17 protein-coding genes, 2 rRNA genes, 1 pseudogene and 1 riboswitch (1 of these 21 cut by a window edge) are annotated in these 26,780 nt (G+C 61.0%); of the genes and pseudogenes, 12 read left to right on the top strand and 8 right to left on the bottom strand.

What is annotated here, in order from left to right; all coding sequences use genetic code 11:
* From KTR60_RS19375 to KTR60_RS19365, 3 genes are all read left to right on the top strand, one after another.
* Window positions 1–2,475, top strand: a 23S ribosomal RNA gene (locus KTR60_RS19375) (it extends 661 nt beyond the left edge of the window).
* A 153-nt stretch (window positions 2,476–2,628) separates the two neighbouring features.
* Window positions 2,629–2,745: ribosomal RNA gene (gene rrf, locus KTR60_RS19370) — 5S ribosomal RNA — on the top strand.
* A 520-nt stretch (window positions 2,746–3,265) separates the two neighbouring features.
* Window positions 3,266–4,555 (top strand): plasmid pRiA4b ORF-3 family protein, encoded by a 1,290-nt coding sequence (locus tag KTR60_RS19365; protein ID WP_228401161.1) that lies wholly within the window; start codon window positions 3,266–3,268, stop codon window positions 4,553–4,555.
* 81 nt (window positions 4,556–4,636) lie between these two features.
* On the opposite strand, the gene KTR60_RS19360 is transcribed toward KTR60_RS19365, so the two are convergent.
* Both KTR60_RS19360 and KTR60_RS19355 read right to left on the bottom strand, forming a co-directional pair.
* Window positions 4,637–5,212: a TerD family protein gene (locus KTR60_RS19360; protein ID WP_003940660.1), complete on the bottom strand. Its 576-nt coding sequence runs from the start codon at window positions 5,210–5,212 to the stop codon at window positions 4,637–4,639.
* 113 nt (window positions 5,213–5,325) lie between these two features.
* Window positions 5,326–8,508 (bottom strand): DEAD/DEAH box helicase, encoded by a 3,183-nt coding sequence (locus KTR60_RS19355; protein WP_228401160.1) that lies wholly within the window; start codon window positions 8,506–8,508, stop codon window positions 5,326–5,328.
* 112 nt (window positions 8,509–8,620) lie between these two features.
* On the opposite strand from KTR60_RS19355, the gene KTR60_RS19350 reads away from it, so the two are divergent.
* Window positions 8,621–9,748, top strand: coding sequence for an alpha/beta hydrolase (locus KTR60_RS19350; RefSeq protein ID WP_037129024.1), 1,128 nt, complete (start codon window positions 8,621–8,623; stop codon window positions 9,746–9,748).
* A 93-nt stretch (window positions 9,749–9,841) separates the two neighbouring features.
* Here the strand turns inward: KTR60_RS19350 and KTR60_RS19345 are convergent, their stop codons facing one another.
* The gene (locus KTR60_RS19345; RefSeq protein ID WP_003940669.1) at window positions 9,842–11,215 is read right to left on the bottom strand and encodes a dicarboxylate/amino acid:cation symporter; all 1,374 of its coding nucleotides are present in this window, start codon (window positions 11,213–11,215) and stop codon (window positions 9,842–9,844) included.
* A 339-nt stretch (window positions 11,216–11,554) separates the two neighbouring features.
* Here KTR60_RS19345 and KTR60_RS19340 point away from each other — a divergent pair, with 339 nt between their 5' ends.
* The 3 genes from KTR60_RS19340 (at window position 11,555) to KTR60_RS19330 (ending at window position 15,369) form a co-directional block, all read left to right on the top strand.
* Window positions 11,555–12,460, top strand: coding sequence for a phosphodiesterase (locus KTR60_RS19340; protein WP_007729250.1), 906 nt, complete (start codon window positions 11,555–11,557; stop codon window positions 12,458–12,460).
* Between the two features lie 78 nt (window positions 12,461–12,538).
* A riboswitch (SAM riboswitch) is annotated at window positions 12,539–12,652 on the top strand.
* A complete protein-coding gene (locus tag KTR60_RS19335; RefSeq protein WP_181184583.1) occupies window positions 12,635–13,981 on the top strand; it encodes an LLM class flavin-dependent oxidoreductase in 1,347 nt (448 codons plus the stop codon). (Overlaps the previous riboswitch by 18 nt.)
* A 20-nt stretch (window positions 13,982–14,001) precedes the next feature.
* Window positions 14,002–15,369, top strand: coding sequence for an NtaA/DmoA family FMN-dependent monooxygenase (locus KTR60_RS19330; RefSeq protein WP_064444048.1), 1,368 nt, complete (start codon window positions 14,002–14,004; stop codon window positions 15,367–15,369).
* A gap of 51 nt (window positions 15,370–15,420) precedes the next feature.
* On the opposite strand, the gene KTR60_RS19325 is transcribed toward KTR60_RS19330, so the two are convergent.
* Complete coding sequence (locus KTR60_RS19325; protein WP_020970156.1) at window positions 15,421–16,914, bottom strand: stealth family protein; 1,494 nt, start codon at window positions 16,912–16,914, stop codon at window positions 15,421–15,423.
* 279 nt (window positions 16,915–17,193) lie between these two features.
* On the opposite strand from KTR60_RS19325, the gene KTR60_RS19320 reads away from it, so the two are divergent.
* A complete protein-coding gene (locus tag KTR60_RS19320; protein WP_064444049.1) occupies window positions 17,194–17,427 on the top strand; it encodes a hypothetical protein in 234 nt (77 codons plus the stop codon).
* Between the two features lie 3 nt (window positions 17,428–17,430).
* On the opposite strand, the gene KTR60_RS19315 is transcribed toward KTR60_RS19320, so the two are convergent.
* Window positions 17,431–17,856 carry a nuclear transport factor 2 family protein gene (locus KTR60_RS19315; RefSeq protein ID WP_064444255.1) on the bottom strand — a complete coding sequence of 142 codons (426 nt, stop codon included), beginning with the start codon at window positions 17,854–17,856 and terminating at the stop codon, window positions 17,431–17,433.
* Between the two features lie 234 nt (window positions 17,857–18,090).
* Here KTR60_RS19315 and KTR60_RS19310 point away from each other — a divergent pair.
* A pseudogene (locus KTR60_RS19310) lies at window positions 18,091–19,065 on the top strand (TauD/TfdA dioxygenase family protein).
* Here the strand turns inward: KTR60_RS19310 and KTR60_RS19305 are convergent.
* On the bottom strand, window positions 19,066–19,908 hold the full coding sequence (locus KTR60_RS19305) for a hypothetical protein (RefSeq protein WP_064444050.1): 843 nt from the start codon (window positions 19,906–19,908) through the stop codon (window positions 19,066–19,068).
* Between the two features lie 31 nt (window positions 19,909–19,939).
* Window positions 19,940–21,733 (bottom strand): alanine racemase, encoded by a 1,794-nt coding sequence (locus tag KTR60_RS19300; RefSeq protein WP_064444051.1) that lies wholly within the window; start codon window positions 21,731–21,733, stop codon window positions 19,940–19,942.
* Between the two features lie 160 nt (window positions 21,734–21,893).
* Between KTR60_RS19300 and KTR60_RS19295 the strand changes: the two genes are divergently transcribed.
* Both KTR60_RS19295 and KTR60_RS19290 read left to right on the top strand, forming a co-directional pair.
* Window positions 21,894–23,339, top strand: a complete 1,446-nt coding sequence (locus KTR60_RS19295; protein WP_007729264.1) for an amino acid permease — start codon at window positions 21,894–21,896, stop codon at window positions 23,337–23,339.
* Window positions 23,336–24,256 carry a universal stress protein gene (locus KTR60_RS19290; protein ID WP_003940649.1) on the top strand — a complete coding sequence of 307 codons (921 nt, stop codon included), beginning with the start codon at window positions 23,336–23,338 and terminating at the stop codon, window positions 24,254–24,256. The genes KTR60_RS19295 and KTR60_RS19290 overlap by 4 nt, the downstream gene beginning before the upstream one ends.
* Window positions 24,257–24,298: 42 nt before the next feature.
* Here the strand turns inward: KTR60_RS19290 and KTR60_RS19285 are convergent, their stop codons facing one another.
* A complete protein-coding gene (locus tag KTR60_RS19285; RefSeq protein WP_058037188.1) occupies window positions 24,299–25,300 on the bottom strand; it encodes an MBL fold metallo-hydrolase in 1,002 nt (333 codons plus the stop codon).
* Between the two features lie 296 nt (window positions 25,301–25,596).
* Here KTR60_RS19285 and KTR60_RS19280 point away from each other — a divergent pair, with 296 nt between their 5' ends.
* Window positions 25,597–26,697 carry an LLM class flavin-dependent oxidoreductase gene (locus tag KTR60_RS19280; RefSeq protein WP_054825837.1) on the top strand — a complete coding sequence of 367 codons (1,101 nt, stop codon included), beginning with the start codon at window positions 25,597–25,599 and terminating at the stop codon, window positions 26,695–26,697.
* Window positions 26,698–26,780: the final 83 nt, after the last annotated feature.

The following is a 26,780-nucleotide window of genomic DNA, read 5'->3' as shown; positions in this document are numbered from 1 at the left end:
CCTTTTGAAGAATGAGCCTGCGAGTTAGTGGCATGTCGCGAGGTTAACCCGTGTGGGGTAGCCGTAGCGAAAGCGAGTCCGAATAGGGCGATCGTAGTGGCATGCTCTAGACCCGAAGCGGAGTGATCTACCCATGGCCAGGTTGAAGCGACGGTAAGACGTCGTGGAGGACCGAACCCACTTAGGTTGAAAACTGAGGGGATGAGTTGTGGGTAGGGGTGAAAGGCCAATCAAACTCCGTGATAGCTGGTTCTCCCCGAAATGCATTTAGGTGCAGCGTCGCGTGTTTCTCACCGGAGGTAGAGCTACTGGATGGTCTAGGGGGCCCACAAGCTTACCGAAATCAGCCAAACTCCGAATGCCGGTGAGTGAGAGCGCGGCAGTGAGACTGCGGGCGATAAGGTTCGTAGTCGAGAGGGAAACAGCCCAGATCGCCAGCTAAGGTCCCTAAGCGTGTACTAAGTGGAAAAGGATGTGGGGTCGCGAAGACAACCAGGAGGTTGGCTTAGAAGCAGCCACCCTTGAAAGAGTGCGTAATAGCTCACTGGTCAAGTGATCCTGCGCCGACAATGTAGCGGGGCTCAAGTACACCACCGAAGCTGCGGCATTCACGCAATAGCCCCCAGTTGATCCAAGGATTTTCTGGCAGGTGTGTGGATGGGTAGGGGAGCGTCGTGTGGCCATGGAAGCGGCAGGGTGACCTAGCCGTGGAGGCCACACGAGTGAGAATGCAGGCATGAGTAGCGAAAGACGAGTGAGAAACTCGTCCGCCGAATGACCAAGGGTTCCTGGGCCAGGTTAATCCGCCCAGGGTGAGTCGGGACCTAAGACGAGGCCGACAGGCGTAGCCGATGGACAACGGGTTGATATTCCCGTACCCGTGTGAACGCGCCCATGGTGAATCAGTGATACTAACCATCCTGAAGCCACGAGAAGACCTTCGGGTCTCGAGTTGGTGGATGCATGGGACCTGATCTGGTAGTAGCCAAGCGATGGGGTGACGCAGGAAGGTAGCTGAGCCAGTCAGTGGTAATACTGGTGTAAGCGTGTAGGGCGTGACCTAGGCAAATCCGGGTCGCATACAAGCCTGAGACGTGATGCGTAGCCGATTGAGGCGAATTCAGTGATCCTATGCTGCCGAGAAAAGCCTCTAGCGAGCTTTCACACGGCCCGTACCCCAAACCGACACAGGTGGTCAGGTAGAGAATACTAAGGCGATCGAGATAACTATGGTTAAGGAACTCGGCAAAATGCCCCCGTAACTTCGGGAGAAGGGGGGCCCTGTCTGGTGACGACATTTACTGTCTGAGCTGGGTGGGGCCGCAGAGACCAGTGAGAAGCGACTGTTTACTAAAAACACAGGTCCGTGCGAAGTCGTAAGACGATGTATACGGACTGACGCCTGCCCGGTGCTGGAAGGTTAAGAGGACCGGTTAGTTCCTTCGGGAGCGAAGCTGAGAATTTAAGCCCCAGTAAACGGCGGTGGTAACTATAACCATCCTAAGGTAGCGAAATTCCTTGTCGGGTAAGTTCCGACCTGCACGAATGGCGTAACGACTTCTCAGCTGTCTCAACCGTAGACTCGGCGAAATTGCATTACGAGTAAAGATGCTCGTTACGCGCGGCAGGACGAAAAGACCCCGGGACCTTCACTACAGCTTGGTATTGGTGTTCGGTTCGGTTTGTGTAGGATAGGTGGGAGACTGTGAAGCGGTGACGCCAGTTATCGTGGAGTCGTTGTTGAAATACCACTCTGATCGAATTGGACCTCTAACCTCGGACCATGATCTGGTTCAGGGACAGTGCCTGGTGGGTAGTTTAACTGGGGCGGTTGCCTCCCAAAATGTAACGGAGGCGCCCAAAGGTTCCCTCAGCCTGGTTGGCAATCAGGTGTCGAGTGCAAGTGCACAAGGGAGCTTGACTGTGAGACTGACAGGTCGAGCAGGGACGAAAGTCGGGACTAGTGATCCGGCACCGGCAAGTGGAAGCGGTGTCGCTCAACGGATAAAAGGTACCCCGGGGATAACAGGCTGATCTTCCCCAAGAGTCCATATCGACGGGATGGTTTGGCACCTCGATGTCGGCTCGTCGCATCCTGGGGCTGGAGTAGGTCCCAAGGGTTGGGCTGTTCGCCCATTAAAGCGGCACGCGAGCTGGGTTTAGAACGTCGTGAGACAGTTCGGTCTCTATCCGCCGCGCGCGTTAGAAACTTGAGGAAGGCTGTCCCTAGTACGAGAGGACCGGGACGGACGAACCTCTGGTGTGCCAGTTGTTCCGCCAGGAGCACCGCTGGTTAGCTACGTTCGGAAGGGATAACCGCTGAAAGCATCTAAGCGGGAAGCCTGTTCCAAGATGAGGTTTCTCACCCCCTCGAGGGGGTAAGGCCCCCGGCAGACCACCGGGTTGATAGGCCAGAACTGGAAGTGCAGTAATGCATGCAGGTGACTGGTACTAATAGGCCGAGGACTTACCACAAAGAAGCTACGCGTCCACTGTGCGGTATCTGAAACAACACACAGATACTGATGAGAAACCCTGTTTTCTCCATCCCCCAACACCAGAAACTGGTGTTGACGGGTGGTGAAACCAGGTGATCAGAAGAAGGTTACTGTGACAGTTTCATAGAGTTACGGCGGTCATAGCGAAGGGGAAACGCCCGGTCCCATTCCGAACCCGGAAGCTAAGCCCTTCAGCGCCGATGGTACTGCACTCGACAGGGTGTGGGAGAGTAGGACACCGCCGAACACACATTAGAGAAGCCCCCCAACCAGTACTGGTTGGGGGGCTTTCTCGTACCCAAAACACCCCCACCATCACCCGAAAGTACCTTCGCCGGCCCCGACTTCGAGCGAACGGCACTTTCGTCGCCTCAGATCGACCCAACGCACCGTTCACACCATCAAGGGCGGGCACGCCGCCGACTCACCACCCCGTCCGGGACCGAGCGAACGACACTTTCGTCGCCTCAGATCGACCGAACGTGCCGTTCACCATCAGGGCAGGGATTGGGCCAGGAAGATGCCGTCGCCGACGCACGTAGCGACTTGTTAGCCAAGGTATAGGTTGTGAACCGTCTCATAAGTCCGAAGTACTCTCCGATTTTGTGCCTTCGTCCCTAGCACTTTGGCCTAGGCTGAGTCTCATGGTGGGGTTGAGCAGCTCGAGGGTGTCGCATTTGCGACTCGTTCCGACGGAACCTGAAGAACTGCAAAGGTTTGTACTAGAAGCTGGCGGAGGGCGTGGGGGCATTCAGATTGCGCGATCGTTGCGTTCGAAGAGGCGCGCGGTACCGGCGCAATACGCGATACGTATCAGTGTCGACAATGTTTCCACTCAGATCTGGCGACGAATCCTCGTCGCGTCGGATCTGAATCTGGATGACCTGCATTCGGTGGTTCAACGGGCAATGGGGTGGAGTGACCGTCAATCGCACGCGTGGTCCAAGTCCGGCAGCCGATTTCCCGGCGAGGTCGAAGAGTACGTAGCTTCCGGGAGCAACGCAGAGCAGCGTCGGGCCGGCCGAGCGGCGATCGTAGAGTCCGCGGTACGCCTGGACGAGGTCATGGTCTCGCCTGGCGATGAAATCAGTTATCGCTACGGACGCTTCGGGAACTGGCGCCACACGCTGACACTTGAATCTTCCGAAGTACTGCCCGAAGGGTTCCAAGTTGTGTGTGCCGCGGGTCGCGGTGCTTGTCCGCCGGAGGAATGCGTCGGACCTGACGAGTACGAGCAGCTCCTCGGTGTTCTCGCTTCGGAGAAGCTGCGCTCCCATGAATGGACCCTCGAATGGCCACAAACTGATTTCGAGCCGACACGATTCGAGATCGCTGAGGTCAATAATCGACTGCATAGTCCTAGACCGGACGAGATCGCTGCGTCGTACGACATTGCGAAGCTCGTCGAATGCCTGGGACCCTCGCGAGTCCCGGAACTGCACGCGGTCCTAGCCCGAGCAGGCATTGACGATCAGTCGGCAATCGGGGAGTTGGTCCACGTCGAGGCGGGCCAACGCATTCAAGCGGTTCTGGCTCTGATCGGTGTCGAAGGGATCGGTGCCGATGATTTCTTCACGACGGTCGACGCGATGCTCGACGAACCTGAACTGGGACCTGTAAACCTTCCACAAGGGCGATCACTCTTCGCAGTGCTCAAGAAGTTCGGCCTGGTGCGAAAGCACAAAGGGCAGATTGTACTGACGAAGCGGGGACAGTCGGCAGAGCGGGACGCGTCAATGACGTGGTCGGTGATCGTCGAGGGAGTTCCGGTTGCGCCCGGCGGCTCGCAGAGAGCGGTGGAACTCCTTGTCCTCCTTGCCGTAGCCGCCGGCATGTCGCCGGCGGATCGTCATCGTTTCGTCGCGGGAGCGCTGGAGTCGATTCGGTCGTCGAGCATCCTGATGGCTGGGGCTCAGACTCCCAGACGTGACACGTCAGGGAGCACCGTAGAGGTGCTCGGATTGATCGGCGCTACGGGGTACGAGCTGGGGAAGTTCGGCAGCAAAGCGGACTCGCCCTGGGCTGTTCACCTCGCGAGGGCGATCTTGCGGCGTTAACTCGCGCGTCGACGCAGACAACCGAAACGGGGTTCGATCCGGCAATGCCGAATCGAACCCCGTTTCGTGTACCGATAGAGATCAGATGTTCACGCCGTAGTCGCGGGCGATTCCGGCGAGTCCGGATGCGTATCCCTGTCCGACTGCACGGAACTTCCATTCGCCATTGTGGCGGTAGAGCTCACCGAAAAGCATGGCTGTCTCCGTGGATGCATCTTCGGAGAGGTCGTAGCGTGCCAGTTCGGAGCCGTTCGACAGATCTACGACGCGGATGTAGGCGTTGGTGACCTGTCCGAAGGACTGGAGTCGCGCATCGGCGTCGTGAATCGAGACGGGGAAGAAGATGTTGGTGACGTTGGGCGGTACAGCCGGGAGGTCGACGTTGATGACCTCGTCGTCGCCGTCACCTTCACCGGTGAGGTTGTCGCCGGTGTGCTCGATGGATCCGTCGGGCGAGCGAAGGTTGTTGTAGAAGACGAAGTGAAGGTCGGAAAGGACCTTGCGTTCCGGGCCGGTGACCAACGCGCTGGCGTCGAGGTCGAAGTCGGCACCACTGGTGCTGCGTGCATCCCAGCCGAGACCGACTGCGACCTTGGTCAGATTGGGTGCGGCCTTCGACAGAGATACGTTGCCGCCCTTGGCAAGTGTGACGCCCATTCAGGTTCCTCTCGTTCGAACGAAGTGGATTTCTTCGTTCGGGAGTTCTGTGTTGTCCGTTCGCGACTCACATTACCGTGAGCGGGTAGGTGCGGTTCGACCGAATAGGCACCTCACTCGAACAGCGCGCGAAGATCCTCGGCGTCGAGTCCGGTGCCCAGTGTGCCTTCGGCGTCCATGACATTCGAGAACAATGCCGACTTCTTGGCTTTGAGCGCCATGACCTTCTCTTCGATGGTGTCTTTGGCAATGAGGCGGTAGACCATGACGTTTCGTGTCTGCCCGATGCGGTGAGTACGGTCGACCGCTTGTGCCTCGGCGGCCGGGTTCCACCAGGGGTCGAGAATGAAGCAGTAGTCGGCCTCGGTGAGATTGAGGCCGAAGCCACCAGCCTTGAGGCTGATCAGGAAGACGGGGACTGCACCAGACTTGAACTCCTCCAACACTTCACCGCGATTGCGCGTCGAACCGTCGAGATAGCTGTACGGAATTCTTTCCTCGTCGAGTCGGTTGCGGACAGAACCGAGGAACCCGGTGAATTGGCTGAAGATCAACGCACGGTGTCCGCCGGCAATGACGTCGTCCAATTGCTCGACGAGAGCGTCGACCTTGGCCGATGGGACGGGTCCGCTTTCCTCGTCGACCAGCGAGACGTCGAGACTGAGTTGGCGTAGCAGCGTCAGCGATTGCAGGATCGTGAATCGGTTCTTGTCGACGTCGTCGAGCAGTCCGAGAATCTTCTGCCGTTCGCGTTGCAGGTGGGTGTCGTATATCGCGCGATGGCTCGGATGCAACTCGATCTCGAGTACCTGCTCCTGCTTGGGCGGCAAGTCCGCAGCCACCTGTTCCTTGGTGCGCCGCACCATCAGCGGTTTGACGCGTCGTCGCAGTTGCGCCAATCGTTCTGCATCACCGTCTTTTTCGATGGGAGTGCGGTAGAAATCGGTGAAGGTGGTGGGGCTGGGAAACAGTCCCGGTGCAGTGATCGCGAGCAGCGACCACAACTCCATGAGATTGTTCTCCATGGGTGTTCCGGTGATCGCGAGTTTGAACGGTGCGTTCACCGCCCTCGCGCACTGGTGGACCTTGGACTTGTGGTTCTTGGCGAATTGGGCTTCGTCGAGTACCAGTCCGGACCAGCGGCCCGCGGAATACGCATCGGTGTCGAGGCGGAAGAGGGCGTACGACGTCACGACGATGTCCGCCCCGTCGACGAGTGCGGCCAGATCGGTTTTTCTGCGGCGCAGCGTGTCCGTGATGACAGCGGTGTGGAGGGTCGGTGCGAACTTCGCCACTTCGGACTTCCAGTTGGATACGACGCTGGTGGGTGCGACGATCAGAAAGGGAGGCGCGGCTGGATTCGATTGCCTTGCAGCGCAGATCATTGCGAGGGTCTGCAGTGTCTTGCCCAGGCCCATGTCGTCGGCGAGTATGCCGCCCAAGCTGTGCTGGCGCAGGAAATTGAGCCAACGGAATCCGTCGACCTGATAGGGACGTAGCGTTGCCGTCAACGTGTCCGGGACTTCGACCGGATCGATGCCCGAACTGCCGAGCAATCCTGCGATCTGCTTCTTCCATGCTGCTGCTTGATGTTCGACTCTTCCGAGCGCCGTCAATTCTTCCCACAGTCCGGCCTGAAATTTGCTGATCCCGAGTTTGCCGGTAGGCCGATCGAGTAGCGACCGCGCTTCGGTGATGAGACGGTGCAGGCCGAGTAGTTCAGGTGCGTCGAGCCGAAAGAAGGCGCCGTCCGGTAGCAGTACGTGAGTCTCGCCCTTGCTCAGAGCAGAGAACAGTGTTGTGAACGGAACGCTTTGTCCCGCAACATCGACGGTGACATCGAGGTCGAACCAGTCGGATCCGCTGTGCCCGTCGGGGGCTGATGTGCTGAGGCCGATCACGACAGCGTCGTCTGCAGGCCGGTAGTCGGCGGGGGTTCCTGCAACCGTGAGGTCGATGGCGTCGTGCGCTTCGAGTTGGGGCAGGAGGTCGAGTGTGAACTGCATGGAATCGAGGCCGGTCAAAGTTCCCGCGAGAGTGGCCTTCGCCGCGGCCGCGCCGAGGCTGTTAGTGATGGCATCTTCGGCAGCGTGATTGCGGACCTCGGACTCGTCGGTGGTTGCATCGGCGGTAGAAATGATCAGTTCGTCGGCATCGACGGTGTACTTCCATGCCGACTCGATGTCGATGCGGTGGTCGCCTTCGTAAGTGGCCATCAGTTGTAGCCGAGGACCGGACACAGTCGGTGGGTTGTAAGCACCGTCGGAAGATAGGACGGGAGCGAGGCTTCCGAGTTTGAACACGAACCGCGAAGTGAACGTATCCCGATGCTCGGCGGGTATGTCGACTGACTTTCCGGAGTCGATCAACTGCCTGAATTGGTGGGTGACCGGCGTGTGCAGTGGTGCGAGCGTGATCGCGTTGGCGGCGTCGAGCGCGAAGACACCATGTGCCGGTGTACCGACAAGTCCCCAGTCGGAATGGGTGATGATGTGCCCATCGGTCTGAATTCGGGGAGTGAGACGGAGGTTGTTGTCTTCCGCTCCGTGGACGTCGAGGCAGATGCTGGCATCGTCGAGTAGGGAGATGTTGCCGAGGCCGGCCTTCGAGTGAACGAGTGAAACGCCGACGCTGATGGCCTCACGAAGAAGCGACCAGAGTTGCGGGCTCGCGAACCCGGCAAGATCGATTTCCGCGGCATTTTGATTTCGGTAGAAGTTGCCGGCGCTGTGGAGGAGATGTATGTCGCGTAGAACCCGGAGGTGATCTGCGGGGAACTGAAAAGTGCTTCCGAGTTTGTTCCAGGCGAGCCCGCCGGAGATCCACCCTCTCGCTCCTGGTTGTACGGGTTTGATGATGAGCCGTGTCGATGCGCCCTTGGTTCGGGTGGTGAATTGAATGCCAAGTCCACGTGTAGTACGGCCGGCCGGGTCTGGTCGGAGCAACTCCTCGAGCGCGCTGTCCCATCCGAGGTGTTGTGGAGTCTTGTTCGCCTCGGCAACCGCTGCGAGCACCAACGCGACTACGTGCTTGCAGTTCATCCGCACGGGACACGTGCAGAGGCCACGCGTGAACGTTGCTGTACCGGCCGCGCTGCGACTTACCGAAATCGTGCAGGTGTACGGCTCTCGCGCAGTTCCCGATACAGCGCCGGTCAAGGTGTCAGCGGTGTCGTTCCATCCGATGGATTCGACTGCATTCTGCCGCAGGTAGACAAGTCCACGTTCGTAGGTGGTTGTGCCCACGACAGCGCGAATTCGGTCGAGGTCGAGGGCCCTGACTGAATCCGGTTGCACGGGGGCCAGCCTAGTAGCGGCGACCGACAGATCTTGTCGTGGTCGTTTGTCCAAGAAAGTCCGAACTGCACGGTATGTTCACGGAAACATCTTTGACTGGTTTGGGAGTTTCATGAGGACTGAGCGGCGTGCGTGGATTCGATCTGCGCGCACAGGTGCGGTGTGTTTGGCCGTCTGTGCACTTTCTTTGCAATTGGGCGGACTGTCGACGGCAGCGCCGAGTTCCGGAAGCTCGGGTAGTTCGGGAAGCTCGGGAAGTCTGGGCAGCGTCGAGGGAAGCGTGAGCTCGGGGTCGACGATCCCGGGACCACTTCAGGAGGATCCGGGCCCCAAACCGGACCTGCGCGACGACATCGTCGTCCCGGCCATCGTCGGCGAGAAGGTGACCGCACCACAGGCGGTCAGGCTGACGGTGGCGTCGCCTGCACTTCGACGGGAGGTCGGCGTCGAGATTTTGCTACCCGCTGACAATTCGGTTCCGCGCCCAGCGCTGTACATGCTCGAGGGTGTCGACGCCGGAGAGAAAAGCAGCGGATGGATGACGATCGGCGGCGCCCCGGCGTTCTTCGCCGACAAGAACGTCAACGTCGTGATGCTCAATGGCGGAATCGCGAGCCTGTACTCGGACTGGGAGAATCCGGATCCGCGGCTGGGACTGCACAAGTGGGAAACCTTCATCACCGAGGAGTTGCCACCGCTGATCGACGCGCGACTCGAGACCAACGGAATCAACGCGATTGCCGGCAATTCCATGGGCGCGATGGGTGCAATGATGCTCGCCCAACGCTTTCCGGACATGTATCGCGGCGTTGCCGTGTTCAGCGGCTGTTATTCCACGATGGATCCGCTCGGCCGAACTGCCGTCCAGGCCACGATTTCTTCTCGAAGCGGAGATCCGGCCAACATCTGGGGTGTGCCAGGGGGCCCGGAATGGGAGGCACACGATTCGTTGATCAACGCAGAGAAGTTGCGTGGCAAGGAAATCTACGTGTCGACTGCAAACGGTCGTCCCGGGTCCGACGAGACGCTGCAGACTCCTGAACTGCTCGAGCGTCTGGTGATCGGCGGCGGCATCGAGGTTGCCGCCCACGCCTGCACCAAGATGTTCGACGCTCGGTTGCAGGAGCTGAAGATTCCGGCGCAGGTGGATTACGAGCCGAACGGCACACACGCGTGGGCGTATTGGCGTGAACGACTGCCGAAGGCGTGGCCGACTCTGTCCCGGGCATTGGGCGTCTGACGGTTCGACAACACTCTGTGCAGTTCCGGTTGAAAAGCAGCGTCCCCGCACCGTATTGCTCGGGTGCGGGGACGCTGCTGTTGTCATCGAGGATTACGCGTCGACAAGTTCCTCGGCGAAGGGATCACCGTTGCGGGGAGCGTCGAAGCGCTCCTTGTCGAGGATTCCCTCACGCTTTGCGACGATGACCGGAACCAGAGCCTGGCCGGTGACGTTGACTGCGGTGCGGCCCATGTCGACGATCGGTTCGACTGCGAGGAGCAGTCCGACGCCGGCCAGGGGAAGACCCAGGGTGGAGAGCGTGAGTGTGAGCATGACTGTCGCACCGGTGGTTCCGGCCGTTGCTGCCGAGCCGATGACCGAAACGACGACGATCAACAGGTAGTCGGTGAAGGTCAACGGAACGTCGTAGAAGCCTGCGACGAAGATCGCCGCGATCGCGGGATAGATTGCGGCGCAACCGTCCATCTTCGTGGTGGCGCCGAGCGGAACGGCGAATGAGGCGTACTCACGCGGAACACCGAGGTTGCGTTCGGTGACGCGTTCGGTCAGAGGCAGAGTGCCGATCGACGAGCGCGAGACGAATCCGAGTTGAGTTGCAGGCCAGACACCGGAGAAGAAGCTTCGGACCGAGAGGCCGTGCGCGGCAATCAGGATGGGGTAGACCACGAAGAAGACGATGGCCAGACCGATGTAGATGGCCGCGGTGAATACGCCGAGCGAGCCGATTGCATCCCAGCCGTAGGTGGCGACAGCGTTGGCGATCAGTGCGGCCGTACCGATTGGGGCGAGGCGAATGATCCACCACAGGACCTTCTGGACGATCGCGAGCAGCGACGCGTTGAACTCGAGGAACGGCGCAGCCTTGGGGCCGATCTTCAGTGCAGCAATGCCGATTGCGCCGGCGATGACGAGCAGCTGCAGGACGTTGAAGCTCAGCGATGTAGTCGCCACGCCTTCGGCGACGGAAGTCTTTGCGCCCAGCCCCAGGAAGTTGTTCGGAACCAGTCCGGTGATGAACGCCCACCACGAGCCGGAGCTCTTGGGTTCCTTCGCTGCTTCGGCGGCGACATCGGTCCGTGAACCGGGATCGGTGATCAGGCCGACGATGATGCCGATGATCACAGCAATGAAAGCGGTGATCGCGAACCAGAGCAAGGTCTGCACGGCCAGGCGAGCTGCATTGGCGACCTGGCGCAGGTTGGCGATGGAGCTGACAATGGCGGTGAACACCAGCGGGATAACCGCAACGGTGAGCAGCTTGACGTAACTCGAACCGATGGTCTGCACGGTGCCGACCAACCAGTTGACGTTGCCGTCGGCCGCATCAGGCATTGCCCGGGCGACGAGACCGATGATGACACCGAGTACGAGACCGGCGACGATCTGCGGTCCGAATGCCGTCGCCCAGGACGGAAAACGGGACGTGGACTTTTCCGGCACGCCGGTGGAGGTGGAGCTGGGCATGACTATGCCTTTCGAAAATCAAGGGAGCGAAACGCAGCGCGGCACCAGAGGCCGGGCAGATTCGAAGAAATGTTTCCTGGTACGCGTCAGGTCAGAGCGAGCGCGTACACATTGCGCTCGCCTGCAGGCGAAGGTCGACGTAACGCCGACTGGTCAGGAACAACACTGTCCACACACTACTCGCAGCTTCAACTACTCGATCCCGAGGGTCGCCGCGGGAGTTCGCTTCGTGTTCGTCGGGCGTGCCCCGATCAGTCACTGTTGGTCGGTTGACTAGTCTCGACGATCAGTAGGTGCCGCACCGGCGCCTACGCGTCGGCAAGCGGAAGCGAGAGACCGATGAGCGTTCGGAATGCCGAGTACCCGCGTCCGAAGCATTTCCTGGTGCACCTCAGTGACACGCATCTGGTGGCTCAGGGGGAGTTGTACGACGCCGTGGATGCGTCGACGAGATTGCGGGAAGTGCTCAGCGGGATCGTGGCCTCGGGCGCACGCCCGGATGCACTGATATTCACCGGCGACCTGACCGACCAGGGACACCCCGACGCATACGCGGAACTGAAAGCCATCGTGGAACCCGTGGCGGCCGAGATCGATGCGCAGGTCGTCTGGGCGATGGGCAACCACGACGACCGCCCTACGTTCAGATCTCTGCTGTTGGGCGAGGACGCCACCGATCATCCCGTCGACAACGTCTACGACCTTGACGGACTGCGGGTGATCACCCTGGATTCGTCGGTTCCCGGTCATCACTACGGTGAGATCTCGGATCGTCAATTAGACTGGCTACGAACAGAATTGACGGTGCCGGCGCCCGACGGAACAATTCTGGCGCTGCATCATCCGCCGGTTCCGTGCATTCAGGATCTCGCGGTTCTGGTGGAGTTGCGTGATCAGTCCCGGTTGGCAGACGTCTTGCGTGGCAGCGACGTCCGGGCGATTCTTGCCGGGCACCTGCACTATTCGACGACGGCGACGTTCGCCGGCATTCCGGTTTCCGTGGCGTCGTCGACGTGTTACACCCAGGACTTGAACGTGGAAGTCGGTGGTCAGCGTGGTCGTGACGGGGCTCAGGGGTGCAATCTGGTGCACGTGTACGACGAGACAATTGTTCATTCGGTCGTTCCACTCGGTGCGCACGTGACGGTCGGTGAGCCCGTCGACGCGGCCGAGGGTGCCCGGAGGCTCAGTGCTGCCGGCATTCGAATCCTCGAGAGCGAAAAGGCGGCACGCTCGATCATCTGAGGTCGCAGGCGGTTTCCGGCACCCACGCGCAGTTCCGGGTGATTGCCGGGCGGTCGCGTACTCACTACCGTCGAGGTAGGTGCAGAGCTCCAGCAACAAGGACCGGCTAGCTGGACGGCAACCCTTCATGCCGATGGGGTGCCCCGGAATCACACCTGGCGATACGCGCGGTGCGTGTCGCAAGCGGCAGTCGCCACGAGAACCGTCAGTCGGGTGCTGACGGTTTCTGCGGTCGGCACTGTGCGCTCCCGAGTAGTTCTCGAACAGGAGTATGCGCCGATGACCTCCACCCCTTCTTCTCATCTTGCTCCGTTGCATCTCGCCGTAGCGCTGGACGGTGCCGGTTGGCACCCAGCGGCCTGGCGAGAGCCACACTCGCGCCCGAGTGAGCTGTTCAGCGCGTCGTATTGGACTGACGTGGTGACGACCGCCGAGCGTGGTCTGCTCGATTTCGTCACCATCGAGGACAGTCTCTCGGTGCCGGCCAACCCACTCGAGCCCGTCGACGACGCGGTTGATCGGGTGCGCGCTCGGCTCGACGCGCATCTCGTGGCCGCCCGACTGGCACCGATCACGAGCAACATCGGCTTGATCCCGACCATCACCACCATTCACACCGAGCCGTTCCACGTGTCCAAAGCCGTTGCCACGCTGGATTACACCTCACGCGGTCGCGCCGGATGGCAGGTGAAGGTTTCGGCGTCGGAATCCGAGGCAGCACAGTTCGGGCGTCGCGACATCCCAGCGCTCACCGATGCCGACCGTCAGTCGATCGTTTCAGGCGTCCTCCCGGACTTCGTGCGCGACCTGTTCGACGAAGCTGCGGAGGCGGCTGACGTAATCCGGCGACTCTGGGACAGTTGGGAGGACGACGCCGAGATCCGTGATGTCGAACAGCGTCGATTCATCGACCGGGACAAGTTGCACTACATCGACTTCGAGGGAAAGTACCTCTCGGTCCGTGGACCGTCGGTGACCCCGCGCCCGCCGCAGGGGCATCCCGTCGTTACCGCGTTGGCACATCAGCGGGTCGCGTACGAACTGGCGGCGCGGACGGCCGATCTGGTGTTCGTGACGCCGTTCGACGAGGAGCAGGTCACGGCAATCCTGGGTGAAGTGCGAGCAGCCGAAGAACACGTGCAGCGCACCGGCGAACCTCTTCGGGTCTTCACCGACATCGTCGTCTTCTTCGATACGCCGGAAGAAACCGGAAAGGAACGGCTCGCTCGCCTCGACGCGCAGGCCGGCGCCGAATACCGTTCGGACGCACTGACCTTCACCGGCTCTGCTGCGGAGTTGGCGGATCTTGTTCTCCGGTGGCAGCAGTTGGGAATCGACGGCTTCCGTTTGCGGCCGGGCGTTGTCGTGGACGACCTCGACGCCATCGCAGGTGAGCTGGTGCCTGAATTGCAGCGACGCAACGTATTCCGCACCGAATATCCGCAGGCGAATCTTCGCGGACTCCTTGGTCTACCCATCGACGTTCCCAACCGCTACGCCGCCGGTACTCCGGCCGCCTGACAGACGAGGAATAGATTCTCATGAGTTCTCAGAAGCGTAAGCAGGTCATCCTGGGTGCCTACCTCGGCGGCGTCAACCATCACACTGCGTGGTGGGATCCGCAGGCGGGCAGCCAGATAGAGTTCGATACCTTCGAACACACCGCTCGAACCGCCGAGCGTGGGAAGTTCGACTTCTTCTTCCTCGCCGAAGGCCTCGCCCTTCGTGAGCGTGCGGGACAGATTTTCGACCAAGACATCATCGGTAGGCCGGACACCTTCACGGTCCTTGCATCGTTGGCGGCGGTAACCGAACACCTCGGATTGGCCGGCACTATCAATGCCACGTTCAACGAGCCGTACGAACTGGCCCGCCAATTCGCGACGCTCGATCAGTTGTCCGGAGGGCGTGCCGCCTGGAACGTCGTCACCTCGTTCGACGCATTCACCGGCCAGAACTTTCGCCGCGGCGGATACCTCGACCGCGCGCAACGATACGAGCGTGCGGAGGAGACCGTAGCGCTGGTGCGTGAACTGTGGGATTCGTGGCGAAGCGACGACATCGTGGCAGACAAGGCATCAGGGCGCTTTCTCGCGCGACCGGATGCCGGTGAATTCGTCTTTCATGGATCGCATTTCGACGTGAACGGCCGATTCACAGTGCCGCGTAGCCCGCAAGGGCGCCCGGTTATTCTGCAGGCCGGGGTGTCGCCGCAGGGGCGCGATTTTGCTGCCGGCAATGCCGACGCGATCTTCTCACCGTACGGTCAGTTGCCCGAGGCGGCCGATTTCTATCGCGATATCAAAGCACGTGCCGTCGCGGCCGGACGTGACCCGGGTGACATCAAGATCCTGCCGTCGGCGAGTTTTGTTCTCGGCACCTCGGAGGCAGATGCGATCGAGAAGTACCGAGAGATTCGCGACCAGCAGGTCACCGGCCAGACCGCTTTGGTTCTGCTCGAACAGATCTGGAATCTCGATCTGTCGAAGTACGACCCCGAAGGACCACTACCCGATATCGCTCCGGATCCCGAGGCTCCGCCGATCATCCAGGGCCGCGCCTTCATTCACCAAGATCGTTTCGCGACCGTCGCAAAACTGCGCGCGGTAGCGGAGAGCAAGAAGTTGAATCTGCGCGAAGTGGTGATCGATCAGTTCGAGCGTGGACCGATCGTCGGTACACCGCAGCAGGTTGCCGAGAAAATAGATTCGTTTGTCAGCAACGACGGTTCGGATGGGTTCATCCTCGGGTCGCACCTTGTGCCGACCGGCCTCGACGAGTTCGTCGACGACGTGGTGCCGCTGCTGCAGGATCGAGGTGTTCTCCGCAGTGACTACGAAGGAACGACGTTGCGTGACAATCTCGGTCTGCCCATTCCGGTGCAACGGGAGCATGTGACAGCACGCTGATCGACCGAAGTAGCAAGGGCCCAGCCGAAATCGGCTGGGCCCTTGTTTCGTCTAGGCTTCCCAGGGCGCCGGGATGGGGTAGTAGCTCTCCAGGAACTCCGTGATCTTGCGTGTCCGAAGTTCCAGATCGATCTCCGGAGCGCTGCCGTCGTTGAGGCAGAAGAAGTCCATGGAGCGCTTGGCGAGCAGTGAGTCCATGTCGCGCAAACCGGCCTTGACCGTCGTGTCGACGTATTTGACGGCGGCGGACTTCTGCACCACCGACCGTCCACTCATGAGCGTGTAGTAGTGGTACAGCGAATTGGTCACCGAGATATTGGAACTCGCGCGGAAGGTGCTTGCTGCAGTGGCCGCGAAGTCTTCGGCGAACTCGCGTTCCATCTCGGCCATCACGCTCTTGCGTAGTGGCGTCGCTGCGTGCTCCAGATGTCTGGTGGTCATCAGACCGAAGCGGTCCTGTAGCAGACGGCGGTTGACGCGAGCCGCATTCTCGAACCCGCTGCGGTCGTTGTCGTTGTGTCCCAAACCGATTCTGGTGTCGGCCTCGATGAACATGCTGATCCCGCCGGGGGAGAAGAACATATCGGGGCCGACGGGGCGACCGAAGAACATGTCGTCGTTGGAGTAGAGGAAATGCTCCGCCAGACCCGGAATATGGTGCAGCTGGCACTCGACAGCTTGAGAATTATGGGTGGGCAACACACTTGGATCGGCGAAGAACTTTTCGCTGGGCATGAACGTGACTCGCGGATCGTCCGCAAGCCAGTCCGGACGATCGGAATCGGTTGCGACGAAGATCCGCCGGATCCACGGCGCGTACATGTGGATGGATCGAAGCGCGTATTTGAGCTCGTCGATCTGACGGAAGCGCGCTTCTGATTCGTCGCCCTCTCCGACGATGTAGTTCTGCATGCGCTTGGCGCGCTGAGCCTGAAACTCCTTGGAAGAGCCGTCGACCCAGGAAAAGACAAGATCGATATCGAAGCTGATATCGGAGGCATGATCGGCGAACATGTTCTCGATGGTCGGCCAGATCCGGCCGAATCGCTCGACGGTTCCTCGGACCGCTTCTTCAGGGAGGACGGTTCGTCGTGTCAGTGAGTTCTCGACGGGTAGGACGATTTCTTCGTCGGAAATCGACCACAATTCGATTTGAACGCCGATGTTCGCGCCGTAGTTCATACCGCTTGCGACGTGAACCCTCGGACGGAACAAGCGGAAGATCCGTGACTTGTTGGTTTTCGACAGGGCACCGTCCGCGACAAGGAGAGCTGGGCTCTTCTTCGCGTCGACGGTTTTGGAATAGAAGGGTGCGTTTGCGCATCCCTCGACAAGTGCCTGCCGCAGGTTTTTGCGCTCGGTCCAGCTCACCGCGATCACGGGGCGCTCGTCGTTTCCGCGGACGAGTAGATACTCGATTCCTGCGGCGTCGAGGATGTCGCGGATGAAGAGGAGATCTTCGACCATCGCCTCGAGCGGCGTGGTGGTCGTGATCGCGAGGGCAAAACGATTCTTGAATCGGACGGTCTCGGGTAGCTCGCCCATCCGTGCGCGTGACGCGGCCGACGCCGGCTCCACAGGATTGGGGCTGTCCTGCTCCGGGGGTACGAAGTAGATGTCGTGCGGAGCGGGAGATTCTGTAATGGGATGCCTTCCGATTCTGATCCAGCTGTGTATCTGTCGCCCCGACGCTGCGAGAGCGTGGTGGCGACGAGCTCAGTCTATGCCGTCGGCGCCGAAAGTCGGACATGAGTGACGGCGATGGGTAGGGCGGGCCGAGTCGGGTACCCCGAGGACCGAAGCGAGAGTGAAGGAGGAGAACCGATGCGTGTGAAAGCGATGGTCGGAACAGGCGCGATGGCGGTTGCGCTGGCCGCCGGCCCAGTTGCGACAGCGTCTGCGGAGGGAACCGAGGCAGCGGGGTCGGAGGGTTCACCGGAGATGCTGACCTGCGAGGTGGTCTTCGATGCACTCGAAGACATGAGCCCCGAATGGACGGAAGAGGGGATCGATCAGGTCGAAGACTGGTGTGAGGCGATCACCGGCGAAGAAGACTGAGCGTCAGCCGCGCGAAATCACCCGTCGCGAGAGTCGCCACCGCCCATCTTCGAGTTCGAACTCGTCCGCGTAGCTCCCGACGCCGCTGAGCTTGGGGGTTGTGGTCGTGTCGACGTAGAACGTCCACACCGCATCCGCGCGGGCTGTCGTTTCCGAGGTCACGTCCACGGCGATCGCCGTGGTGACGTGGCGTGTGAATGTGCCCGGGCCTTGTATGCCGGCGGCTCGACGCTCGACTACTCCAGCAGCAATTTCTTCGCGGCCACGTCGTACCTGTGCGGGGATACCGCGATCGGGATTGGCGGGCATGTTCCATTCGGCCTCGCGGGTGAACTGCTCCACGTAATCCTCGACCGAGCCGGTGTCGGCAAGATGCGCGATGCGAGCGAGCGTTGAACGAATCTGTTCGGCAGGGCCCTCGGGTTGCATGCTGTCCTCCGTAGACGTGGGTGCGGCAGATCGCACGCTACAGCTCATGACGACAACGACGACGGCCTCGTCCCAGTGAGCGGCAGTATTCTCCGACGAGGGAGCGGTGAACTTTGAGATCACCTCGAGTTCAACCGTATTCGAGCCCGCAGCGTAAATGATTGAGTGTTCACAGTAGGCGGCGCCATGACGACTGCCGCGCCCGTAGGCTTGACCGACTCACAGGAGATCGCCATGTCCGTCACCGAACTCGAACGTGTCACCCAGACCCCGGAGCAGATCTACGCTGCCGGCGGAATCACTGTCCACAAGGTCGGTGAGCTGATCGGCGCCCGCATCGACGGCGTACACCTCTCGGGGGATCTGTCCGAAGAGACCGCCTACGCGATCAACTATGCGCTGGCAGCGCACAAGGTTGTGTTCTTCCGTGGGCAGCATCATCTCGACGACACGTCGCAGTACGAATTCGCCGGAACCCTCGGCACCCAGACCACCCCGCATCCGACGGTGAAGTCCAGGGGCGACAAGCTGTTGGTGCTCGACCGAGCCGCCAACAGTTGGCACACGGACGTGACGTTTGTCGACCGCATCCCGAAAGCCTCGATTCTGCGAGCGACGACCATTCCCGAGTACGGCGGAGCGACCACGTGGGCGTCGACCACCGCCGCGTACGACCAACTGCCGTCTTCACTCAAGGTCTTGGTCGAGAATTTGCGGGCCGTTCACACCAATGCCTACGACTATGCCGAGGTTGTCGATCAGGCGAACCCGGTAGACGCGCAGCGCCAGGCCTACTACGCCGAATTCACCCGTGAGATCTACTAGACCGAACATCCGGTGGTGCGTATCCATCCGGCGACGGGGGAGAAGACCCTCCTGCTCGGTCACTTCTTCAAGGAGTTCGTCGGGCTCAAACCGTCGGAGTCGGTAGCTCTTTACCAGATCCTGCAGGCACGAATCATCAAGTTGGAAAACACTGTTCGATGGAACTGGTCGGCCGGCGACCTGGCGATCTGGGACAACCAGGCGACTCAGCATTACGGTATCGCCGACTACGGGACTCAGGCGCGCAGTGTGCACCGAGTGACATTGGCCGGCGACGTCCCCGTCGACGTCCACGGCGAGCAGAGTCGAATCCTCCAGGGTGACGCCGCGGAGTATTCGATCATCGCGGACATCGATCGGCTTCCCGGCTTCGCCGCGAACTGATCAGTCGTGCTGCGGGTGATCCGGCGGGAACATCTGTCCCCATGAGTGACTGCACGCTCGGCACGTCCATTCCGGGGTGTCCGGTCCCACGACGCAGCCAGTTACGGCGAGCCACGGTAGGTGATCGAACGGATGGACCGGCATCCCCGGTGCACACTGAGCGGTTCTGTGTGCACCGCAGAGTGGGCACGACGGATTCTTCGCCAGCATGTAGTCGATGAAGTTGGTGTGCCCAGACGTGGCCATCCTTCCGGTGCACTTGCGGCACAGGACGGCTGGGTAGTCGTCACCAGGTTCAGCCTGCCTGAAGATCCGTGATGCGGAATGAAAGTGAAGGCGATCGCTGCTGTTGAACTTTCGCAACGGCATCGGTGAGCTGCAACCTGTGCAGTTGCCCCGCTCGTTCATCAACGTTCGGGCGTGGGCAGCTGTGGACGTCGGATCCAGCGTGTCGATGTCGCCGAAGTAGTGCGCATAGTGTGACTGGCCGGCCGTGAGAATCCGGTCGGCCAGTGCGTCGTCGACCGGCCCAGGATCCGTGGGAAACGTGATGGACCATCGTTGTTCGAGTTCTGGAACGGTGGGCAAACCGTGGAGTTCGTACGGGCGTTCATCGACTTCCATCGGCGACGTGCCGTCGAAGGGCGCAGCCACGGTCTCGATGCAGAGCACCGCGCGAGGAGTGGTGTCGAGAACCGTGACCAGCAGGTCACCGATGGCCATCTTTCCGCGCATGATCCAGGGATCGACACGGGCCCGGGGTTCGAGAAACGCGACCACAGCATCGATCCATGGCGTGCCGAGTGCGATGAATACGTGCTGACCGGGGCTCCGCATGATCATCGAACGATTCTCGCAAGGGCTGCCGACAACGTCAGGCTTTGACCACCTTGCGCCCGAGCAGCGATGCAACCAGTCCGTCGACGAAGGTCGCCTGACGGCCGAGAGGATCGGAATCCGCTGCCGCGACGCTGCCGATCGAAATCGATCTCGTCAGGCCGGTCTCGCTGATGAATTCGGCGGCGAGGTGAGCCTCTCGGAACGTGAGGCCGCCCAGATGTGTCGTGTCGTCGACTCCGAGAACACGTCCGTCGATGATGTCCATGTCGAAGTGGACGTGGACGCCGTTCACACCCTGTCCCGCCGCGGCGAGAACGCGAGGCATCAAGGCCGCCATGCCATGGCGATCGATCTCGTCGATCGTCACCAGCAATACCCCGTACTCGTCGAGTGCGCGCTTGTGATCGACCGTGGCGTCCTTGACGCCCACCAAGACGGTGTTCTCCAAACTGGGGCCGTGCAGATCCGCCGCCGACGACAGCAATTGTTCGATATCGCCGTGGGAGGCGAAAATGATTGCACCCAAATCGGTTCCAGGTTCGGTGGCGATCGGAATTCTGGTGTTCTGCCAGGCTTCGGCAGTGAGCCACAGCGGCAGCGTTGTGAGATCCGCAGCGGCATTCTCGGCTTGAATGCAGTCGAAACCGATTCCGGACATGTCCTCACGTAGGCCGTGATCGAGGAGATGGCTTGCCAGCCCGGTAGTTTCGAGGTCGATCAATTCGACGGTCGCATTGGCATCGATCGGTTCGGTGCCCAGGACGTAGCGCTTTTCGACGTAGGGCGATGTCATCGCCATCAAGAGCGCGCCGTAATCGATCGTGAAGTCGACGGTGCCACCCAGTCGGTATTCGTCGCCTGTTTCTCCGGCGTCGACGAGGAGGTGATCGCTACTGGCGCTGATCACCTTCAGACGCGGATCGATCGGGGTCAAGCCTTCCGGCGAGATGTCCTCGCGGCCGATGGACAAGATCAGGCGTCGGCTCGGCTTGTCCTCGTTGTCGAAGACGGGGCGTCGGCCGAATGCGTCTTCGCCTGAGACGCCGTACGGCCGCGACGGCTTGACCTTGGCCTCGATGATGTCCGCGGTGAGAGTGAAGGCATCGTTGTTCAGCAGTTCGTACAGTCCGGGGGGAGTGGGTGATTCGGCCAGTACGATGCTGGCGCCCAAACGCAGATGGTTGATCCCCTCGGGCATCGTGCCCGTCTCGAGTAGTGGCAGCGAGAACGTATTGCCGCCGGAAACGATCGGCAGTTCGATCGAGAACCGCTTCGTGATTTCGTCGGCTAGGTAGACCAGATTCGACAGGTTGTCGACGGTCGGTTGGATGCCACCGACGCACGCGAGGTTCGCGCCGATTCCGATCAGTCTGATGCCCTCGATAGGAAGGATTTCAGCGACTACGTCCAGCGCCTCCGCCGGCAGGATTCCTTCGCGGAGATCTCCGAGGTCGATCATCAGCACGATGTCGTGGACTACGCCTCGCGTTTGTGCTGCTCTGCCCAGAGCAGCAATCGTCGTCAACTCGGAGTTGAGGCTGATGTCCGCGTAGCGGATCGTGTCGTCGATCTCGTTCAGCGACGGTGCGCGGATCAGCATCAGGGGAACGGTGATGCCGTCGCGGCGAATGCGGGCCAGGTTGTCCAGGCGGGAGTCGGCGATCTGCGTGACGCCGCCGCGGACCATTGCTCGTGCCACCTTGGGGGATCCGCACGTAGATTTGCTGACACCGGCCACCGATATACCGTGAGCGCTGGACGCCTCGACGAGGACGCGCGCATTCTGTTCGATACGACGCAGGTCGACGGTGATGGTCGGTCCGGTCATGATCTCCCCGTTTTCTCCGAAGGCGGTTCACGATCCGGGCTTTCCAGACCGGACGGTTGGCGTGAGCTGGACAACTTTGCTCCAACAGTTGTGTCGCAGGACACTTGCGTGCAGTATGAGGATACAACAGTTTCCTACCAGGCACTCTAGAGGAGCGTCGATGGCTACTCTCGTCAAACACGTACTTCGGCGCAAGCCGGCTTTGCAGATAGACCAGGAGACCGGCGCAGATACCAACGGCGGCGAGCTGACCCGCAGTATCGGTTTGGCGCAGTTGTCCATGTTCGGCATCGGCGCCACGATCGGCACCGGTATCTTCTTCGTCCTCTCGCAGGCAGTCCCGGTTGCGGGTCCGGCGGTCATCATCTCCTTCGTTGTTGCCGGTGTCGTCGCGGGACTCACGGCGATCTGTTACGCGGAGTTGGCCGGAGCTGTCCCGGCGTCGGGCTCGTCGTATTCCTACGCTTACGCGACGCTCGGAGAGCTTCCGGCCATGGCCGTCGGAGCGTGTCTGCTTCTCGAGTACGGAGTATCGGCCGCGGCGGTGTCCGTCGGATGGTCGCAATACTTGAACCAGCTGCTTGGCAACCTCTTCGGGTTCCAGATTCCCGACGCGTTGTCACAAGCGCCGGAGCAGGGCGGCATCATCAATCTGCCCGCAGTGATCCTGGTGTGCCTGTGCGGTGTTCTGCTCATCCGCGGCGCCAGTGAATCGGCCAAGGCCAACGCCATCATGGTCTCGATCAAACTCGCAATTCTGTTGCTCTTCATCGTGGTCGGCATCGCCGGATGGAACAGCAATCACTTCGCCGACTTCGCACCGTTCGGATTCAGTGGCGTCATGTCCGCCGCCGGAATCATCTTCTTCTCGTACATCGGCCTCGACGCTGTGTCCACCGCCGGCGAAGAAGTGAAGAACCCTCGTCGCAATCTCCCTCTCGCGATCCTCATTGCGCTCGTGTCTGTCACCGCGATCTACATCGCTGTTGTCGCCGTCGCGATCGGTGCACAGGATTCCGCTTCGTTCGAAGGTCAGGAAGCCGGACTGTCCGCCATCCTCGAACAGGTGACCGGATCTACCTGGCCGGGAACACTTCTGGCCGCCGGTGCGGTGATCTCGATCTGCAGCGTCACGCTCGTGGTCATCTACGGTCAGACCCGGATCCTGTTCGCGATGTCACGCGACGGCATGATTCCGTCGATCTTCCACAAGGTGAACCCGCGGACTCTGACGCCGGTGCCCAACACCATCATCGTCTGCGTCGTCATCAGCATTCTGGCCGGTTTCATTCCGATCAACTTCCTCGCCGAAATGACCAGCATCGGAACTCTGGTGGCCTTCCTCGTGGTCTCGGTCGGGGTCATCATCCTGCGGCGCAGTGACCCGGACCTGCCGCGCAGCTTCAAAGTTCCCGGCTATCCGGTGACGCCGATCCTCTCGATCCTGGGCTGCCTGTGGATCATCAAGGACCTCCGAACCGTCACGATCTACGTATTCCTCGTCTGGGTGACCGTCGCGATCATCTGGTACTTCGCCTACGGTATGAAGCACTCGCGCCTCGGGGCGAAGAACCGCGCCGAACTGGGATCGGAGTCCGAGTCATGACGTTGCTCGCGGGATACGCACCCGACGGTGACAGCTCCGGAACCGTCCATCTGGCAACGCTGTTGGCGCGCTCGTCCGGTGAACCGCTGGTGATCTGCGCGGTGATTCCCTCGCCGCCACCGCCCGGGATGGCGCGTGTCGACGCCGAATACCACCAGCAATTGCGAGCCGAAGCCGAAGCGGCACTGGCGAAAGCGCGGGCAGACATGCCCTCCGACGTCGACGTAACCTATGTCGTGCATGAGGCTCAGTCGACGTCGAGTGGCCTGCTCGATCTCGTTCACGAGCACGAAGCCAAGATGATCGTCCTGGATTCGTCTACGGCCGGGGTGTTCGGTCACGTGGCTCTCGGCAGTGTCACCTCACGCTTGCTGCACAGCTCCGACGTTCCGGTCGCCCTGGCGCCGAGGGGATTTCGAACCAAGCCCGGTGAGGTGGTTCGCCGCGTCACCGCCGCATACTCGGGCACACCCGATCAAGACGATCTGGTGCTCGCCGCCGCGACCGTGGCTGCGCGTGTCGATGCCGGACTCAGACTGGCGGCGTTTGCAGTTCGCGCAAACGCGCAGTACACGACCACGCTCGGGACCGAGGGGGATTCACCGATCATCTCTGAGTGGGCCGAGGTGGTCGAGCGCGAGACCAACGCTGCCTTCGAGCGCGTGCGTGCACTGCCCGAAATACCCGACGTCATGGAATCGGTTATCAGCCATGGTCGTAACTGGGCCGAGGCGCTCGAGGGCGTCGAGTGGGACCGAGGTGACGTTCTGACTGTCGGCTCGAGCAAGGCAGGTCCACTGGCGCGGGTGTTCCTCGGCAGTCGGGCGGCGAAGATCGTGCGGTACTCACCGGTTCCGGTGGTGGTGGTGCCGCGATCGGCGTCGACCCGAATAGTCGATCAGGCCGAAGCGGAATAGAGATCATGGCCGACGAGCGGAGTGCTTGTCGGCCCTGATCTTTCAGACGGAGCGAGCGAAGAGCGCTGGCTCGGAGCCGGGAACCTGAGAGACCTGCTCTCGGGCAACCAGATGGCGAAGGTGAGCTGCGCCCTCGGAGAGCGCCATCGTCTTTCCCATCGGGGAGATCTCGGCCCACGGCTTGTACCACTTCATCTTTGCCGCGACGTCCCACACCGTGAGCTTGTCGTCGGCGAACTCCTGCAGCAGGTGATCGAGTCGCTCCTGGTGATGCTCGATCAGCTCGCCGGCGCGACCTCCGACGTCGTCGATCGGAATGCCGTGTGCGCCGAGACCGCGGGTGATGTTCATGTTCTGCACCCGTGCGAGCGAGTCGAGGAAATCGGCGAGGGCATCACGCTCGTCGAGGGGGTACACGAAGTTGCCGACGTGTGGTGTGGTCTTCTGCAGGACGTGGTCGCCGGTGAACATGACGTCGGCGTCGTCGAGGTAGAAGCAGACGTGACCAGGCGTGTGGCCGGGGGTGTAGACAACGCGGAGGCCGCGGCCGGTGAGCGCGATGATTTCGTCGTCCGCGAGAAGGCGGTCGGGAGCGGACTCGGGGCCCACCGGAGACTCACCCGCGGCAGCCAGTCGGAATGCATCACGGTCAGCTGCGGGCGCTCCGGCACGTTCCATGTTGTCGAGCTGGTACGCCATCCACTCCTCGTTACGCGCAGTGGCCATCTGATCGAACAAGTAGTGGTCGTCCTCGTGCATGGCGATCCAGGCGCCGGATGCCTCGCGGACCCGTCCGCACAGGCCGGTGTGGTCCGGATGGAAGTGCGTGACCACGACGCCCTCGATGTCGGTCACCGAATGCCCGATCTCGGCGAGCCCGGCGTTGAGGCCCTGCCAGCCGTTGTCGTCGCCCCAACCAGCGTCGACCAAGATCAGTCCGCCGGGGGATTCCATGGCGTAGACGAGCGTGTGCCCGAGCGGGTTGTCCGTGATCGGGACAGGAATCTGAAATATGCCATCACCGATGGCTGCCGCACCGTTCATATCAAGTACCTCTTAACGATAAGGGAACGCACTCTTAGTACTTCATGTTTACCGTGCGCTCGTTTGGTTGGTGACACAGGTCCTGCCTGGCGGGAGTGCGGCATGTTTTCGGTCGACTTCGGATCGGGGAGAGTTTTATCGACCGAATGATGCCATTGAGTCGAAAGTAGTTGTTGAATAGGGTTTTTCGTGATTTCGCCGTGTCAGGGGCGTCCTCGGATGGCGGATCCGTCGACGAGTCGCGCACTAGCCTCCGAGGGACAGGCGCGCTGTGCGGTTATCGAGAAAGACGGGTCATGCGTTTTCAGGTTCTGGACATCATTTTCAACCCACCCCATCCAGTGACCGGCGAGGAAGTTGCCCCGTCCGATCGGCTCAACCGCGTCGTCGAACTGGCGGTTCTCGCCGAAGAACTGGGTATCGATTCGTTCTCGGTGGGTGAGCGCCATGCCGGGCCGGTTCTTTCGTCGGCGCCAACCGTCGTTTTGGGGGCGATTGCGCAGGCCACGGACAGAATCCTGCTCTCGACGGGTGTCACGGTCCTTTCGCTACTCGACCCGATCCGAGTCGCCGAAGATTTCGGAACCATCGATCAACTCAGCCGGGGACGCCTCGAGATCGTGATCGGCAAGGGCAACGAGGTTCTTCAATACCCGCTCCTCGGTCTGGACATCGCCAAGCAGTACGAGTACCTCACCGAGAACTACGAACTCCTCAAACTGCTGATCAGCGAGGAAAACGTCAAGTGGGTGGGAACGCACCGGCCTTCGCTCGAGGACGCGACGACGCTACCGCGTCCTTTCGACGGCCCGTTCCGTATCTGGCACGGATCGGCTACCTCGTTCGAGGCCGTCGAACTCGCGGCGAAGTGGGGTGACCCCATCGTCACCGCCAACGCCTTCCAGCCTCGTGAGAACTACAAAGTGCTGATCGACCACTACCGCGAGCAGTACCTGGCGTACGGACATGACCCGGCCAAGGCGTATGTCGGTTCGGGTTCGGGCGGATTGTTCCTCGCCGACACGACCGAGCAGGCCATCGAAGAGTTCCGTCCGATCTACGAAGGCGCCGTTGCGCAGGCCGACAAACGCAAGCACGATCCCAAAGCGGTCGGAAAGTCGACAAGCTTCCGGACCATCGAGGAAGCCGTCGACCGTGGGCCGGCATTGGTCGGGTCTTCGGAGCGAGTCGCCGAGAAGATCCTCGATTATCACGAGAGCTACGGCCACGATTTCCAATCGGTGTCGGTCAATCACGTGCTCGACTTCGAGCAGCAGAAGGACACCCTGCGCCGATTTGCGGAAGAGGTTATCCCGCTGGTGAAGGCCGAACTGTCGACGACGCTGTGGACCTCGGCCGACAAAGATCGGGCGAAGGGTTTCACCGCCGTCGACTGAGCGGAGAAGTCTGACTGTCGGGTAAGCGGGTCCGGCGCTGCGACCGCTCACGAGCTGCAGTAACTTGTTACCGACATCGCGGT

Origin of the sequence: Rhodococcus sp. C1, assembly GCF_020809065.1 — a bacterium.
Classification (GTDB): domain Bacteria; phylum Actinomycetota; class Actinomycetes; order Mycobacteriales; family Mycobacteriaceae; genus Rhodococcus_F; species Rhodococcus_F qingshengii.
Note: the sequence above shows the minus strand (reverse complement) of the source record. Positions and strands in the feature narration are given on the sequence as shown.